This window comes from Nocardia sp. No.11, from assembly GCF_038752175.1.
GTDB lineage: Bacteria > Actinomycetota > Actinomycetes > Mycobacteriales > Mycobacteriaceae > Nocardia > Nocardia canadensis.
Genome location: NZ_JBCGFB010000003.1, coordinates 1 through 14,309 on the forward strand (window position 1 = coordinate 1; position 14,309 = coordinate 14,309).

Consider the following 14,309-nt stretch of genomic DNA (forward strand, 5'->3'; position numbering starts at 1 on the left):
CGGCCTCGTCCTCGGCGCTCGGGTAGCGGCCCAGGTCGTCCAGGCGGGCGGCGAGGCGGTCGCGCAACCAGGCGGGCGGGGCGGTGCCGCGCACGTTCACCGCGAAATCGAGCATGCCAGGGCGCGCGTCCACGTCGCCGTGGTGGCGCAGCATCGCGGGGTCGACGGAGTCCTGGAACACAACTGAACACCCTACGTGGCGGCGATTCGGCGGCACGGGCGACAATGGCAGGCGTGGGTCAGCTGCACGTGTCATTCATCTGCACAGGAAACATCTGCCGGTCGCCGATGGCGGCGAAGATGTTCGAAGCGCACCTGTACCGTGCCGGTCTCGCGAACCGGGTACGGGTGACCAGCGCGGGCACCGGATCGTGGCATGTCGGCGATCCGGCCGATCCGCGTACCGAGACGACGCTGCGCCGGGCGGGCTACCCCACCGAGCACACTGCGGCCACCTTCGGTCCCGAGCATCGCGACGCCGACCTGATCGTCGCCCTGGACACCGGGCACGACCGGGAGCTGGCCCAGCGCGGCGTCGCCACCGACCAGCGCAGGCTGCTGCGCAGCTTCGACCCGGCCGCCGACGGCCGTGACGTGCCCGACCCGTACTACGGCGACCAGACCGATTTCGACCTGGTCCGCGACCAGATCGAAGCCGCCATCCCCGGCCTGCTCGACTGGGTGCACGCCGAACTCGACGCCCGCGCCACCGCCGACGCGCACCGCTGATGCGCAAACTCACCTTCCTGCTGCGCCCGAGCTGGCTCATCCTCGCGGTGATCGTCGTGGCGTTCGCCTATCTGTGCTTCACCGTGCTCGCGCCGTGGCAGCTGGGCAAGAACACCAGCACCGAGCACCGCAACCAGCTGATCGCCGACTCCGTGCAGGCCGATCCGGTGACCGTCGACAGCGTCCTCGACGGCGACCCGAGCGCGCACACCGAATGGCGCAAGGTCACCGCGAGCGGCACGTATGTCCCGGAGTCGACCGTCCTGGTCCGGTTGCGTCATCTCGACGGCGCCCCCGGCTACGCCGTGCTCAACGCGTTCCGCCTCGACGACGGCCGCACCCTGCTGGTCGACCGTGGCCTGGTCGCCGCCGTCGACGGCACCCGTCCCCCGGCGATCGCCGCGCCGCCGACCGGCCCGCAGCGGCTCGAGGCCCGGGTGCGCGCCTCCGAAGGCGTCGTCGCGGACAAGCCGCCGAGCACCCAGGACGGCTATCGCCAGGTCTACACCGTCGACACCGGGCAGGAATCCACCGTCCTCGGCACCGCGCTGACGCCCATCCCCACCGGCACGGACAAGGGCGGCTACCTCCAGCTCGCCGCGGGCCAGCCCGGCGCCTTCACCCCCAGCCCGCTCCCCCAGCTCGACGCGGGCCCGTACCTGTCCTACGGCCTGCAGTGGCTGGCGTTCGGCATCATGGCCCCGCTCGGCCTCGGCTATTTCGTCGTCGCCGAACTGCGCGCGCGCCGTCGCGACCGCGCGCAAGCGCCCGCGGCACCCGAGTCCGCGACCGTCTCGACCGAGCCGAGCGCGCAGGCCGCGCCCACCACCGAGGCCCGTCTGGCCGACCGCTACGGCCGCAACCGCTGAGTTCCGCGTCTCATTCGGCGAGGTAGCGCAGCAGCACCGCGGTCGCGAAGTGCCGCGTCTCCACCAGCCGGAGCCCGATGCGCTGATCCAGCGCGGGGAACATCGGCGTGCCGCCGCCCAGCAGCACGGGCGAGATGTACACCTGGTACTCGTCGATGAGCCCGTGCGGGATCAGCGAGGACGCCAGGCTCGCGCCACCGACCTCCATCACGCCGTCACCGTCGGCCTTGAGCCTGCGGACCTCCTCGACCGCGTTCGCCGCGACCAGCCTGCTGTTCCACCGGACCTCGGTGAGCGTGCGGGAGAACACGACCTTGGGTTTCTCCGTCCAGAGCCGGCCGAAGTCCCGTTGGATCGGCGGGGCGTCCTCGGGGACGTGCGGCCAGTAGTCGGCCATCAGCTCGTACAGCCGACGGCCGTTCAGCACGATCTCGAGATCGCGGAACCGATCGTTGTGGAACTGGTGCAGTTCGTCGTCGGGTTCGGTCCAATCGATGTTGCCGTCGCGGTCGTTGACGTAGCCGTCCAGGGACACGCCGAATCCATAGATCAGTTTCCTCATGCGGGGTAGACCTCCTCCACGCTCGAAACTCATCGGTCCAGCGAGAGATAGCAGGCTAACCGCGACGCGCGCGCCGCAACACTCCGGCGACCGCCACCGCGACCACCAGTGACCCCAGCTGCACCGCCTCGGACATGCGCACCGCGCGCCGCAGATCGGCGGTGCTCGGCGCGGGCCCGTCGCCGAGCGTCGGCCGCAGTTCGGCACCATGCCGGTACTGGGTGCGGCCGCCGAGCCGGACGCCGAGGGCCCCGGCCATGGACGCTTCCACCACGCCCGCGTTCGGGCTCGGATGCTTGCTCGCGTCGCGCCGCCAGGCCCGCCATGCGGCGGCGGGCGTGCCCCCGACCAGCGGGGCGAGTGCGGCGGTGAGCAACCCGGTCGCCCGGGCGGGCACCACGTTCGCCAGGTCGTCGGTTCGCGCGGCGGCCCAGCCGAACCGCAGGTAGCGCTCGTTGCGGTAGCCGATCATCGCGTCGAGCGTGTTGACCGCCCGGTACCCGAGCAGTCCGGGCACCCCGGCGACAGCGCCCCACAGCAGTGGCGCGACGGTCGCGTCGGAGGTGTTCTCGGCCACCGACTCCAGCGCGGCCCTGGCCAGCCCGTCCGCGTCCAGGACCGACGGGTCGCGTCCGCACAGCGACGGCAGCAGTTGCCTGGCCCCGTCGAGGTCGCCGGCGTCGAGCCGCTCGGCCATCGCGTGCCCGGCACGCGCCAGACTGCGCCCGCCCAGCGCGGTCCAGGTCGCCAGCGCGGTGGCGACCACGCCGCCCCGTGCCGCGAGCACCCCGAAACCCAGCACCGAACCCACCGCGACCACCTCGTGGACCACCCCGGCCCGCCGCTCGTCGGCGTAGGTCACCTGTTCCAACGCCGCTGCCGCGGAGCCGAATCCGGCTACCGGATGCCACCGGCGCGGATCGGCGAACACCCGATCGAGCGCGAACCCCAGCATCAGCCCGACCGCGGTCGATGTCCCCTTCTGCACCCGGCCGAGGGTAGTCGACCGCGGGAATGTCACACCCGTGCCCGCTGGTTCGTCCTCTCTGCGACACCCTCATACACTCGCCCGGACCCGGGCCAGACGACCGAACGGCGAACCACGATGACCGACGTACCCTCGCAGATCGACCAGGCACAGCTGGCCCGCCGTTTCGAAGAACACCGCCCCTACCTGCGCCGACTCGCCTACAGCACGCTCGGCAGCCTCACCGACGCCGAGGACGTCGTGCAGGACGCGTGGCTGCGCCTGCAGCGCCACCATGAGGCGGGCAGGGCGGGCGAGATCGACAACCTGCGCGCCTGGCTCACCACGGTCACCGGTCGGCTGGCGCTGGATCAGCTCGGCTCGGCGCGCGCCCGTCGCGAGCAGTACGTCGGCGAATGGCTGCCCGAGCCGGAGGTCACCACCTGGGACGACCCCGCCGACCGCATCTCCCAGGACGAGCGGGTCACCACCGCGCTGCTGGTGGTGCTGGAATCGCTGTCGCCCGCCGAGCGCACCGCGTTCGTCCTGCAGGACGTCTTCGGCATGACCGGTCCCGAGGTCGCCGAGGTCGTCGGGCGCACCCCGGCCGCGGTCCGCCAGCTCGCCTCGCGCGCCCGCAAGCACGTCGAATCCGGGACCCCGCGGTTCCCGGCGTCACCGGCCGAACAGGAGAAGGTCGTCTCGGCGTTCGCGCTGGCCTGGCGTTCGGGTGATCTGAGCTCGCTGCTCGGCGTGCTCGACGAGAACGTGGTGCTCACCGCCGACGGTGGCGGCAAGGTGCCCGCCGTCCGCCAGCCGCTGCGCGGCGCCGAGCTCATCGCCAAGGCCCTGCTCGGCTGGTACCACGCGCCGTCGGCGTCCGGCGCCTGGGGCCGCGCGGTCCTGGTCAACGGGGTGCCCGGCCTGGTCGTCTTCGACGGCGCCAACACCGGCGTGTTCTCGTTCGTCGTCGACGCAGGCCGCATCGTCGCGATCAATATCGTCCGCAACCCCGACAAGCTCCACGATCTGCCCACCGATGGCGAGCCGGACTGGTACCTGGGCGCGGGCGATTAGCACGCGATCAGGCCTCACGCACTCAGCGAATACCCGTGCGCAGCGGCAACTTCGGCGGAGAGCAGTTTTCCGTCGACGGCAGTGAGACCGGCCGCCAGGCCGGGGTCGGCGGTGCACGCGCCGCGCCAGCCCTTGTCGGCGATCGCGAGCGCGTAGGGCAGGGTGGCGTTGGTGAGGGCGACCGTGGAGGTGTGCGGCACGGCGCCGGGCATGTTCGCGACGCAGTAGAACAGCGAATCCGCCACGGGGAAGGTCGGATCGGCGTGCGTCGTCGGCCGGGTGGAGGCGAAGCAGCCACCCTGGTCGACGGCGATGTCGACGAGCACCGAACCCGGCCGCATCCCGGCGACGAGCTCGTCGGACACCAGCTTCGGCGCCTTGGCGCCGGGCACCAGCACCGAGCCGATCACCAGATCCGCGGCGAGCACGGCCTTTTCGATCTCCAGCGCGTGCGAGGCGAGGGTGCCGACCCGGCCGCCGAAGCGGGCGTCGAGCTCGCGCAGGCGCGCCAGGTTGGTATCGAGCACGCTCACTCGCGCGCCCATCCCGACCGCGACGCTCGCCGCGTTGGTGCCGGCCACCCCGCCACCGAGCACCACCACATCGGCGGGACGGACGCCGGGCACGCCGCCGAGCAGCACGCCCTCGCCACCCATCGGCGCCATCAGGTGATACGCGCCGACCTGGGTGCCGAGCTTGCCCGCCACCTCGCTCATCGGCGCGAGCAGCGGCAGCGAACCGTCGGCGGCCCGCACGGTTTCGTAGGCGATGGCGGTGATCCCGGAGTCCAGGATCGCGTCGGTGCATTCCTTCGACGCGGCCAGGTGCAGATAGGTGAACAGCACCTGGTCGCGCCGCATCCGCGAATACTCCTGCGCGATGGGCTCTTTCACCTTGAGGATCAGCCCGGCCGTGGCCCAGAGCGTATCGGCGTCGGGCACGATCCGGGCGCCGGCGGCGAGATAGTCCTCGTCGCCGAAGCCCGATCCGGTTCCGGCACCGGCCTGCACGAGCACCTCGTGCCCGTGCGCGGTCAGTTCGGTGGCACCGGCCGGGGTGAGCGCCACCCGGAACTCCTGCGGTTTGACCTCCGCCGGCACACCCACCGTTCCGCCTGTTCCCGTCATTGCGCCAGCTTAGGACGCCCACCGACGGGAATCAGGGGGTTACCGGTCGTGTGTCGTCGCTAGGCGGGCGGCGCCGTCGCGGTGGTCGTCACCGCCGGGTCGGGCGCGGCCGTGGCCGAGGTGGTCGCCGGGGCCGTGGTGGTCGCCTCCGGCGTCGTCGCCGGGGGCGAGGTGGTGGTCGGGGTGGGAGCGACCGTGGTCGTCACGGGCGGCACGGTCGTGCCGCACTGGTCGTGCTGGGGGCCGCAGCTGTCGATGCCGCAGATCGGAACGCCCGGCGGGCATCCTTCCGTCGTCATGCCGCATTCGGTGGGGCCGCAGCTGTCGGTCCCGCAGTCCGGTCCCGGCACACAGTTGTGGCCCGGCGGGATGGTCGGCTCGGTGCCGCCCGGCGCGGCTGTCGGCGCGTTCGTCGCGGGTCCCGGCGGGGAATCGTGGCTCGGTCCCGAGGTGCCGCCGTCACCCGGGTTCGCCGAGGGCGGGGTCGAGCTCGTCGCCGCAGTGGTCGCGGTGACCGAGGTCTTCGACGCGGTGGTCGTGGCGGGTCGGTCCGAGCCGGACCCGTTCGACGAACACGCCGACAACGCCAGCACCAACGCGACCAGGGCCAGCAGTAACCGCACCATCGTGCGCGATCGGCTGCCCATCCGTGTGTTCGGCAAGTCTGCTCCTGCGATCGTGGGAAAAACCCGCGCCCGATGATTCGGGCGCGGGTGACGGAAATCGGTGCCGGGTACGGTCGCTCAGACCGCGAAGACCTCGCCCCGCACCGGAATCCGGAGCTGCGCGGCGCGATCGGCGTAGGCGAAGGTGCGCTCGAGGTAGTCCAGCGACTCGCTGAAGTGACCCCAGCCCTCCGCGTGCACCGCCACCACGACGGCGTCACCGAGGACGGCGGCGGCCTCGACGGCGGTCCTGGCGTTGAGCGTGACGTCGCTGTCGCCGAACCGGCCGACATTGGCGGCGCCGATATTGAGCACCGCGACGTCGATCCGCCCGATCCGCTCGACGATCCGCCCGACCAGCTCCACCGACGCGTTGTCACCGGAGACATAGACCGTCGGCTCGCCCGCCGCGCGCAGCACGAACCCGGTCACCACACCGCTGAGCGGCTCGCAGCCCTCGGGACCGTGCAGCGCGGGCACCGCGGTGACCTCGACCTCGCCGATCGTCACGACCTCCCACGGCACCAGCCCGCGCACGCCCGCGATCCGGCCGGCGGCATCCGGAGTGGAGAGCACGGTCGCGACGTCGGCCAGCAGGGCGCGGCCCGCGGTATCGAGGTTGTCGGCGTGCTGATCGTGCGAGAGCAGTACGACGTCGATCGCGCCGATCGACTCCACCGGCACCGCGGGACCGCTGAGCTTGTGCAGCGTGATCGGGCCGGGGTAGTCGCCGGGTTCGTCGAAGGTCGGGTCGGTGAGCCAGGTCAGGCCCCCGTACCGGAAGCGCAGGGTCGGACCACCGATGTGCAGGACGTCGAGCAGGGTGGGGCGGGTGATCGTCTCGGTCATGTCGACAACTGTCGCCGACCGCGACACCCCACGACAGTGGCCTCCAGGCCGACCATCGCTAAGATCGGGCCATGCGTTCGGTGGCGGTCGTCGCGTTCGACGGGATCAGTCCCTTCCACCTGTCGGTGCCGACCCTGGTGCTCGGCCGCTCCGGCACCGGTGTCGACGACGCGTCACCCTACGACGTGCGGGTCTGCGCCGAACATCCCGGAACCCTGTCCACCGCAGCCGGTTTCGACATCACCGTGCACCACGGCCTGGACACCGTCGCCGGCGCCGACATGGTGGTCTTCCCCGGCTGGCATCGCGACCTGGAGGTCTCCCCCGCGCTCAACGACGCCGTGCACACCGCGCACGCGAACGGCGCCCGGCTGGTCGGTCTGTGCCTGGGCTCGTGGGCGATCGCGGCGACCGGCCTGGCCGACGGCCGCGAACTCACCACGCACTGGGCCGCCGCCGAGGCGATGGCCCGCGCCTATCCGCGGGTACGGGTGCGCGCGGACACGCTCTGGACCGATCTCGGCGACGTGATCACCTCCGCGGGCGTGGCCGCCGCGCTGGACTGCTGCCTGCACATCGTGCGCGGCGATCTAGGCGCCCGCGCCGCCACCGATCTGGCTCGCGCGCTGGTCACCGCGCCACACCGCAACGGCTCGCAGGCGCAGTTCATCCCGGTCGCGGTCCCCGCCGAGGACAGCGACGACCCGATCGAGCACGCCATGATGTGGGCGCGCACGCACCTCGAGACCGGCATCGACCTCGATCTCTGGTCGCGCGAGGCGCTCATGTCGCGACGCACCTTCACCCGCCGGTTCCGCGAGCGCACCGGCACCAGCCCGCAGCAGTGGCTGTTGCAGCAGCGCACCGACCATGCCCGGCTGCTGCTGGAATCGACCGACGAGACCGTCGACCGGATCGCGCGCGACACCGGTTTCGGCAGTGCCGTGAGTCTGCGGCACCATTTCCATCGCATGCTCGGCACCAGTCCGGCGGCCCACCGCGCCCAGTTCCGGGGGGCGGCGCAATAATCACCGCATGATCATCAAGGTGTCCGGGTTCGCGCCGGAAATCGACGACACTGCCTGGATCGCGCCGAACGCGACCGTCATCGGCCGGGTGCGCCTGGCCGCCGAGGTCGGCATATGGTATTCGGCCGTGCTGCGCGGCGACCTCGAACAGCTCACCATTGGCGCGCGCACCAATATCCAGGACGGCTGCGTGCTGCACGCCGACCCCGGTTTCCCGCTCACCGTCGGCAGCGGAGTCTCGGTGGGGCACAACGCGATCCTGCACGGCTGCACCGTCGGCGACGACGTCCTGGTCGGCATGGGCGCCACCGTGCTCAACGGCGCGGTGATCGGCGCGGGCAGCCTGATCGCGGCCAATGCCCTGATCCCGGAGGGCGCCCAGATTCCACCCGGTTCGCTGGTCGCCGGCGTGCCCGGCAAGGTGCGCCGCGAGCTCACCGAGGCCCAGCTGGACGGGATCAAGCTCAATGCCGCCGTGTACCTCCACAATCTGGCGACCCATCGCGACGCCGAGGTGTTGTGACACGTCACACTGAGCAAGTGACCAGTAGGGATACCTGATAACATTTGCCCTGCGTATTGCGTCCGGCCATGAGTGTGGCGGCCGGCACCGGGTACGCGAGGTAGGAGGTATCACGGTGGCATACGTGCAGTCCGGTGTGCACCGAGCGGGGGGACGGCTCAGCGTGGCCGATATTGCCGCCCAGCCCGGCGGAATCGAGGCACTCCAGTGCCGGGTCCACGAACTCCGCTCCCGCGGCGTCCATTTCGCGGCGAACGCGATCGAACAAGAGATGGCCGCACTGGATCTGTCCCCACAGGGATAATGGGGCCATGCCCACTGTCTCGTCCATCCTCGCGCGGATACTGGAAAAGCCCGTCACCGACGGGGAGAAGCTGCTCGACAGCGCGCTGTCGGCGTTTCTCGATTTCGGGATCAAACGCACGAGTATGGGCGAGATCGCCCGGCGGGCGGGGATCAGTCCGGCCACCCTGTACCGGCGCTTCGAATCCAAGAACGACCTGGTCGAAGCGGTCGGGGTGCGGGAGGCGCAACGCTATGTGGCCGAGATCGATGAGCGGGTACGGGCGGTCACCGAGCCGGGCGAACAGCTCGTGGAGATCTTCGTCGCGTTCGTGACGACCCTGGCGGGCAACGAACTACTACGCAGGCTGCTCAGCACCGAGCCGGAGGCCATCCTGCCCAAGCTCACCACCGAAGCAGGCCCGATCCTCGCGGTCGGCCGCGGATATCTCGCCGACAAACTGCGCGAACTCCAGGCAGGCGCGACGGTGCCCGACTTCGAACCCGATCTCGTCGCCGAGATCATGGCCCGGCTCGCGCTGTCGCTGGCGCTCACCCCCGACGGCCTCATCCCGCTCGACGACCCGGCCGCGGGCCGCGACTTCGCCCGCCGCACCCTGCTGCCGATGGTCGGCATCCGCGTCGCTCACTGAGCGGGCACGCCGAACGCGGCGGCCACCGCCTCGTCGATGCCCGCCGCCGCCGCGGGGACCCCGTCCTCGAGCACGCCACGCACCCGGCCGACGATCGCGGCCGCGGCCGGGTCCGCCGGATCGGGCAGCGGCAGCCGGGCCACGTACTGGGTGATCCAGCGCCGTCGGCCCGAATACAGCCGGTTGCCGCACACCGCGTCGTAGAATCGCAGTCCCAACGCCGAATTCGCCACGCCCATCAGCAGATACGCGAGTTCGGTCGCCTGCTCGCCGATGCCGAGATCGGTGAGCGAGATCCAGTAGCAGTCCCCGTTGACCACCGCGCCGGAGCGGTCCAGTGCGAACCGCGGACGCTCACTGATATCCGGGAACACCAGTTTCGGCGCACCCCACAGGTGCGGTCGCTGCGGCACCCAGATCTCGAACCACTTCCGCCCGCCGTCGAGCACATACCGGCGACCGGCGAGCACCTCCTCGTGCGACCGCAGATACTCGGCGGCACCGGGGAATTCGGCGAGATCGATGGGCGTGCGGCGCGGCTGCCCGAGATCGTAGGGATAGAGCACCCTGGTGCCGCGATCCCGCCCGATCCGCCACGGTTGCAGATCGTGGTGAGTGATCAACTGCCGCAACAGTTCCGGCTCCGGCCTCGGATCCATCTGATCCCAGCGGTCGGAGATGAACACCCGGTCCGCGGTGGTCTTGATGCCGACGCGGATGCGGGCGGTGTCGCCGAAGGTGCGCCACGTGCGCTCGGCGATGCGGCCGAGCCAGCGGTCGACGGCGGGGCGTGACATACGCCAGGCGGTATCGTCCGGGGCCACGACACTCGACCGGTCGAGCTCGCCGGATCGACTCCGCGCTCCGGCGCGCCGGTCGGGGTCCGGTGGCGCCGGTCCCCGACGACCGCTCCGGAGTGCCGAGGGCGCCCCCGCCTCCATGGAGCCCACGCCGGGTCGAACGCTCGGTCCGCCGCGCCCGATCGATGTGTTGTCCGAGGACGGCGCCGACATCCGAGCACCGACCGGGCCGGTGGACAACACACCCACCTCGACCGCGAACACCCGCCCGCCCGCGCCGACCACGCAGGCCGCGTCCCCGGCCAGCGCGTCGAACAGGTCGGTCGCGCAATCGGGTTCGGCCCCGAGCTCCTCGTAGACCGAGACGTACCGGCAGTCGCACTCCTGGGGCGCGCGCGTCGCGACGGTGACGGCGGGCAGCACCGCGGCCGCGAAGAGCTTGGTGTCACCGAGGTCGTAGAGCTCGGCGGGATGCAGTTCGCTGGTGAGGATCCGGCGCAGATTCGCCCCGGCCCTGGTGGTGAGAAATCGGTTGGCGCACAGCAATCCGAGCACGCCGTCGGCGGCGAGCAGCCGGGGTGCGATCGCCACGAACGGATGGGTGAGGTCGATGCGCCCGCGCAGCCCGAACCGCTTGCTCAGCAGCTGCGCGGTCGACCCGCCGAGCTGCTGGGTCCGCACGTACGGCGGATTGCTGATGACGAGATCGAAGGAACCGTCCGCGATCCGGGTCGACGCGGCGAGGAAATCCCCGGCTCGGCAATCGATCTCGACCCCTTCGGCGGCGGCGCGCGCTGCGGTGTCGCCGACCGCACGCCGGTCCAGGTCATAGCCGGTCAGCCGTACCGTGACGCCGGACGAGGCCAGCTCGCGATGTACCGCCAGCAGCAGCTCGCCGTCACCGCAGGCCGGATCGAGCACCCGGAGCTCGCCGGTGCGCGGTGCGTGCAGCAGCGCCCGTCGCGCCAGGAACCGCGCCAGCGCGGGCGGGGTGTAGTGCCTGCCGTGCCGTTTGCGCTCCTGGGCATCCCGGGCCTGCGAAGCCATGCGCTCGATTCTGCCCCGGGAGGCCGGTGTCGTGCCGCAGGCGCGAGGCCGCGGACCGGTATCCGAGCGAAAAACCGATCGTTACCTGCCGAAACATCATTTCGTCCGGCAAACAGTGGCTCGTGCCACCGATTTTGGGGTTACGCCCGGCCCTGACCCACTCCGAGCTCACCTGGGACGAGGCCCGGCTGGCAGGCCACGCGGCTAGTGGTCGGCATGGAGCCCGGGGGGCACCGATTCCGGCCCGAGCTCGGTCACCGCGGAGACCTGGTTCGCCGAACCGGCGGACCCTGCGACGCCGGCCAGCGGCGGCGGATCGTTCACCGTCGCCAGCGCGCTCGACGCCAACGGCGCGTACACCGACACGATCCGGTCCGGCTGGTACGTCTTCTACACGTGCGCCTGAATTGGGACCAGGGGCTGGCCAATCACGTGCGGTTCGCCGAGATCGGCGGCGCGGGATCGGCATCGGCGTCGCTTTCCGGGTGCTCTCCCGACCTCGCGCCTGAGCGCACCGCGGAACCCGTTCGCACCCGAATTCGTAGGTGCGGGCGGGTTCCGCGTCGCACGCCCGGCTGCTAACGTGGTCTCAAAATGAGACTAGTTCTCCGGATCGACCGAGGAGCCGCGCCATGGCGCCGACCGACCACGACAACGGCGATTTCGCCGCCCTCCAGCGCCTCGCCGACGAGCGCTGGACCTGCAGGCAGTTCCTTCCCGACGAGGTCGACCGGGCGACGATCGACCGGCTGCTGAGCCTGGGCGCGCGCACCCCGTCGTGGTGCAACACCCAGCCGTGGCAGGTCGTCGTCACCGCGGGCGAGGGCACCGAGAGCTTCCGCAAGGCGCTGCTCACCCACATCCAGACCAGCGGCGCCGCACCGGATTTCGAGTTCCCCGCGCAGTACGACGGCATCTACCGGGAGCGCAGGCGTGCCTGCGGCTTCCAGCTCTACGACAGCCTCGGCATCGCCAAGGGCGACCACGAGAACACCATGCGCCAGATGGTGCGCAACTTCGAGTTCTTCGACGCACCCCACGTCGCCGTCGTCACCTCCGAAGCCGACCTGGGCACCTACGGCGCCGTCGACTGCGGCCTCTGGCTCCAGAGCTTCCTCCTCGGCGCCCAGGCCCTCGGCCTCGGCGCCGCCCCCCAGGCCGCCCTGGCCTCCTACTCCCCCTTCATCCGCGAGTACTTCGGCCTCCCGGACCACCGCAAGGTCGTCTTCGGCGTCTCCTTCGGTCACCCCGACCGCACCCACCCCATCAACACCTTCCGCACCGCCCGCGCCGCCCTCCCCGACCAGGTCACCTGGCACACCAGCTGACCTCGCTCGAGATCACCACGCGCTGGGGCGACCGGTTCTCTGCCGATGGCACCCCAGAGCATGGTGCGCGTTTGTCCAGGTGATGGCGTCAGGCGGGCCGGGCGGTGGAGGTGATGCCGGGGCCCGGTTCGGGGACGATGTCGCGGGCGGTGACCTCGGCGGCGCACTCGTCGCAGCTGAGGTGGACGTGGGCCTCGCCGGTGCAGTCACGGTGACGGTATTCGACCGGGGGGCCGTCGGGGGCCATGTAGGTGTCGCCCCAGTCGCGGATGGCCATCAGGATCGGATAGATGGCGTGCCCCTTCTCGGTCAGGCGGTATTCCTCGTAGGCGCCGTCCTCGGCGGGCCGCTTCACCAGGATCTCGTGCTCGATCAGCCGGTCGAGACGGTCCTGGAGCCGACCGCGCGAAATCCCGAGCGCGCTCTGGAAGGCGTTGAAGCGCCTGATCCCGGTGAAGCAGTATTTGAGGATCAGCAAGGTCCAGCGGTCCCCGAAGATCACCAACGGCCGCGTGATCGAGCACGGGACCTCGGCGAGTTCTTCGTAGCGCACCCTGCCATTATGCGCGCCCGTTCCCCGAACGCGCGGCGGCGGACAGGTGCGCACGAAGATCATCGTCGGGTTCGACCGCGGCTGCCGCCGCCACCCGGTCGACGAATTCTCCGGGCAGGTCGTCGCCGAACCACGTGGTCAGGACACCGAGTGCCGCACGCCGCAGCCGCACGGAGTAGCCACGGAGTCCGGCCCACACCAGAGGCTCCCCGGTGCCCGGCGCGGCGCGGCACAGCATCGAGAGCACGGATTCGACAATGCCGTCGCTGTTGCCTTCCGGATCCCACCGGAGGACCTCGGTTCCCGGGCCGCGAGCGATCCGATCGAGCGGGAGCACTGCGCGGGCGAGTCGGGTTCCGCGACGAGTGCCCGCACCGCCGCCACGATCCCGGCCGCCGACGAGGTCTCGTTCGCGAAGTGATGCGTCTGGACACCGTCCAGCACAGTCGAACTCGGAAAGGTCTGCGCGCCGGGCACTTCGTCCGGATACGGATGCCCCTCCCGCGGCCACGGTCCCGGACCGTGCACAGCGGCGAGTGCGAGCGCATCAGCGAGATACGTGGTCTGGTCAGCGGCGGGAGCCGACCACGCGCCGGGGTTCACCGGCAGGGGCGGCCAGCGCCCTTTCCACGAGAATCCTTCACGGCCACACCGTAACCGACTCCCTGCGCCACTTCGCCTGGTCGACAGCGGTTCGGCGGCCGAATTCGTGCGCGCGAAAATCGTTCGGCAACCGGCCGGCCGCGTGGTGGGATCTCGCGGTGATCAAGATCCGACAGTATTCCTACTTCGCGCTGTACAGCGAGACGATGACCGCGGCCGATATGACCGTTCACCTGAGCATGGAGCCGGACGAGATCCGGGTGCTGGGAAGCAGGTCCGCGGAGCATCGCCTTCCCCGGTCTCACAGCTGGCAGATCCACCGGCACAGCCCCGAGAGCATCGACGAACAGATCGAGTACCTGATCGACCGGCTGACACCGGTACTCCCCCGCCTGCTCTCCCTGATCGACCGGCCCGACGTCGGCGCGAGTATGCAGATCGTGCGCCATTACGACGATCCCGATGGTGTCCATGGTGCACCCGGCGGCACAAGTCTGGCCGATGTCCACAACTGGCCGCGTCCACTGGGTTGGCACCTCACGACGGCCGTGCTCGAGTTCCTGGTGGCGACCGGAGCGGAGCTCGATATCGATGAATACAACTGAGGTGGGCGTGAAACGGCCGTGGGGGGGGGGGGGGGGGGGGGG

18 protein-coding genes and 1 pseudogene are annotated in these 14,309 nt (G+C 70.9%); 10 read left to right on the top strand and 9 right to left on the bottom strand.

The genetic code is table 11. The features are described from left to right. A pseudogene (locus V8688_RS01660) lies at positions 1–181 on the bottom strand (hypothetical protein); the annotation flags it as partial. Between the two features lie 44 nt (positions 182–225). Here V8688_RS01660 and V8688_RS01665 point away from each other — a divergent pair. After that, positions 226–729: a low molecular weight protein-tyrosine-phosphatase gene (locus tag V8688_RS01665; protein WP_218718870.1), complete on the top strand. Its 504-nt coding sequence runs from the start codon at positions 226–228 to the stop codon at positions 727–729. Continuing rightward, positions 729–1,598, top strand: a complete 870-nt coding sequence (locus tag V8688_RS01670; RefSeq protein WP_342800004.1) for an SURF1 family cytochrome oxidase biogenesis protein — start codon at positions 729–731, stop codon at positions 1,596–1,598. Before V8688_RS01665 ends, V8688_RS01670 begins: the two co-directional genes overlap by 1 nt. Positions 1,599–1,608: 10 nt before the next feature. Here the strand turns inward: V8688_RS01670 and V8688_RS01675 are convergent, their stop codons facing one another. Continuing rightward, the gene (locus V8688_RS01675; protein WP_218718872.1) at positions 1,609–2,160 is read right to left on the bottom strand and encodes a dihydrofolate reductase family protein; all 552 of its coding nucleotides are present in this window, start codon (positions 2,158–2,160) and stop codon (positions 1,609–1,611) included. Between the two features lie 55 nt (positions 2,161–2,215). Beyond that, entirely contained in the window at positions 2,216–3,148 is a 933-nt protein-coding gene (locus V8688_RS01680; RefSeq protein ID WP_342800005.1) for a cobalamin biosynthesis protein, read from the bottom strand. Between the two features lie 117 nt (positions 3,149–3,265). On the opposite strand from V8688_RS01680, the gene sigJ reads away from it, so the two are divergent. Further along, positions 3,266–4,204: an RNA polymerase sigma factor SigJ gene (gene sigJ / locus V8688_RS01685; RefSeq protein ID WP_218718874.1), complete on the top strand. Its 939-nt coding sequence runs from the start codon at positions 3,266–3,268 to the stop codon at positions 4,202–4,204. A gap of 14 nt (positions 4,205–4,218) precedes the next feature. Here the strand turns inward: sigJ and ald are convergent, their stop codons facing one another. Further along, positions 4,219–5,331: an alanine dehydrogenase gene (gene ald, locus V8688_RS01690; protein WP_316573995.1), complete on the bottom strand. Its 1,113-nt coding sequence runs from the start codon at positions 5,329–5,331 to the stop codon at positions 4,219–4,221. A gap of 81 nt (positions 5,332–5,412) precedes the next feature. On the opposite strand from ald, the gene V8688_RS01695 reads away from it, so the two are divergent. Beyond that, on the top strand, positions 5,413–6,033 hold the full coding sequence (locus tag V8688_RS01695) for a hypothetical protein (protein WP_218718876.1): 621 nt from the start codon (positions 5,413–5,415) through the stop codon (positions 6,031–6,033). A gap of 41 nt (positions 6,034–6,074) precedes the next feature. Here the strand turns inward: V8688_RS01695 and V8688_RS01700 are convergent, their stop codons facing one another. Further along, complete coding sequence (locus V8688_RS01700) at positions 6,075–6,845, bottom strand: MBL fold metallo-hydrolase (RefSeq protein ID WP_218718877.1); 771 nt, start codon at positions 6,843–6,845, stop codon at positions 6,075–6,077. Positions 6,846–6,916: 71 nt separating this feature from the next. Here V8688_RS01700 and V8688_RS01705 point away from each other — a divergent pair, with 71 nt between their 5' ends. Both V8688_RS01705 and V8688_RS01710 read left to right on the top strand, forming a co-directional pair. Then, complete coding sequence (locus tag V8688_RS01705) at positions 6,917–7,873, top strand: helix-turn-helix domain-containing protein (protein WP_342800006.1); 957 nt, start codon at positions 6,917–6,919, stop codon at positions 7,871–7,873. Between the two features lie 7 nt (positions 7,874–7,880). After that, positions 7,881–8,396, top strand: coding sequence for a gamma carbonic anhydrase family protein (locus V8688_RS01710; protein WP_316573992.1), 516 nt, complete (start codon positions 7,881–7,883; stop codon positions 8,394–8,396). Positions 8,397–8,400: 4 nt separating this feature from the next. Here the strand turns inward: V8688_RS01710 and V8688_RS01715 are convergent, their stop codons facing one another. After that, positions 8,401–8,727, bottom strand: a complete 327-nt coding sequence (locus V8688_RS01715; RefSeq protein ID WP_342800007.1) for a hypothetical protein — start codon at positions 8,725–8,727, stop codon at positions 8,401–8,403. Between V8688_RS01715 and V8688_RS01720 the strand changes: the two genes are divergently transcribed. Continuing rightward, positions 8,708–9,331 carry a TetR/AcrR family transcriptional regulator gene (locus V8688_RS01720; RefSeq protein ID WP_218718881.1) on the top strand — a complete coding sequence of 208 codons (624 nt, stop codon included), beginning with the start codon at positions 8,708–8,710 and terminating at the stop codon, positions 9,329–9,331. The two genes, V8688_RS01715 and V8688_RS01720, sit on opposite strands and share 20 nt — an antisense overlap. On the opposite strand, the gene V8688_RS01725 is transcribed toward V8688_RS01720, so the two are convergent. Then, positions 9,325–11,178: an N-6 DNA methylase gene (locus V8688_RS01725; protein WP_342800008.1), complete on the bottom strand. Its 1,854-nt coding sequence runs from the start codon at positions 11,176–11,178 to the stop codon at positions 9,325–9,327. The genes V8688_RS01720 and V8688_RS01725 overlap by 7 nt on opposite strands. 204 nt (positions 11,179–11,382) lie before the next feature. Next, positions 11,383–11,544 (bottom strand): hypothetical protein, encoded by a 162-nt coding sequence (locus tag V8688_RS01730; protein WP_218718883.1) that lies wholly within the window; start codon positions 11,542–11,544, stop codon positions 11,383–11,385. Between the two features lie 266 nt (positions 11,545–11,810). Here V8688_RS01730 and V8688_RS01735 point away from each other — a divergent pair, with 266 nt between their 5' ends. Continuing rightward, a complete protein-coding gene (locus tag V8688_RS01735) occupies positions 11,811–12,506 on the top strand; it encodes a nitroreductase (protein ID WP_316573990.1) in 696 nt (231 codons plus the stop codon). A gap of 88 nt (positions 12,507–12,594) precedes the next feature. Here V8688_RS01735 and V8688_RS01740 read toward each other — a convergent pair whose 3' ends face one another. After that, the gene (locus tag V8688_RS01740; protein ID WP_316573989.1) at positions 12,595–13,059 is read right to left on the bottom strand and encodes a helix-turn-helix domain-containing protein; all 465 of its coding nucleotides are present in this window, start codon (positions 13,057–13,059) and stop codon (positions 12,595–12,597) included. 46 nt (positions 13,060–13,105) lie between these two features. Between V8688_RS01740 and V8688_RS01745 the strand changes: the two genes are divergently transcribed. Both V8688_RS01745 and V8688_RS01750 read left to right on the top strand, forming a co-directional pair. Further along, complete coding sequence (locus V8688_RS01745; protein WP_342800009.1) at positions 13,106–13,480, top strand: hypothetical protein; 375 nt, start codon at positions 13,106–13,108, stop codon at positions 13,478–13,480. Positions 13,481–13,868: 388 nt separating this feature from the next. Further along, on the top strand, positions 13,869–14,267 hold the full coding sequence (locus V8688_RS01750; RefSeq protein ID WP_342800010.1) for a DUF4279 domain-containing protein: 399 nt from the start codon (positions 13,869–13,871) through the stop codon (positions 14,265–14,267). Positions 14,268–14,309: the final 42 nt, after the last annotated feature.

Bases quoted from the DNA above. Each gene is read 5' to 3' on its own strand.
- V8688_RS01665 (WP_218718870.1), top strand. From the start codon at position 226: ATGGCAGGCGTGGGTCAGCTGCACGTGTCATTCATCTGCACAGGAAAC.
- V8688_RS01670 (WP_342800004.1), top strand. From the start codon at position 729: ATGCGCAAACTCACCTTCCTGCTGCGCCCGAGCTGGCTCATCCTCGCG.
- V8688_RS01675 (WP_218718872.1), bottom strand. From the start codon at position 2,160: ATGAGGAAACTGATCTATGGATTCGGCGTGTCCCTGGACGGCTACGTC.
- sigJ (WP_218718874.1), top strand. From the start codon at position 3,266: ATGACCGACGTACCCTCGCAGATCGACCAGGCACAGCTGGCCCGCCGT.
- ald (WP_316573995.1), bottom strand. From the start codon at position 5,331: ATGACGGGAACAGGCGGAACGGTGGGTGTGCCGGCGGAGGTCAAACCG.
- V8688_RS01700 (WP_218718877.1), bottom strand. From the start codon at position 6,845: ATGACCGAGACGATCACCCGCCCCACCCTGCTCGACGTCCTGCACATC.
- V8688_RS01705 (WP_342800006.1), top strand. From the start codon at position 6,917: ATGCGTTCGGTGGCGGTCGTCGCGTTCGACGGGATCAGTCCCTTCCAC.
- V8688_RS01710 (WP_316573992.1), top strand. From the start codon at position 7,881: ATGATCATCAAGGTGTCCGGGTTCGCGCCGGAAATCGACGACACTGCC.
- V8688_RS01720 (WP_218718881.1), top strand. From the start codon at position 8,708: ATGCCCACTGTCTCGTCCATCCTCGCGCGGATACTGGAAAAGCCCGTC.
- V8688_RS01715 (WP_342800007.1), bottom strand. From the start codon at position 8,727: ATGGACGAGACAGTGGGCATGGCCCCATTATCCCTGTGGGGACAGATC.
- V8688_RS01725 (WP_342800008.1), bottom strand. From the start codon at position 11,178: ATGGCTTCGCAGGCCCGGGATGCCCAGGAGCGCAAACGGCACGGCAGG.
- V8688_RS01735 (WP_316573990.1), top strand. From the start codon at position 11,811: ATGGCGCCGACCGACCACGACAACGGCGATTTCGCCGCCCTCCAGCGC.
- V8688_RS01750 (WP_342800010.1), top strand. From the start codon at position 13,869: ATGACCGCGGCCGATATGACCGTTCACCTGAGCATGGAGCCGGACGAG.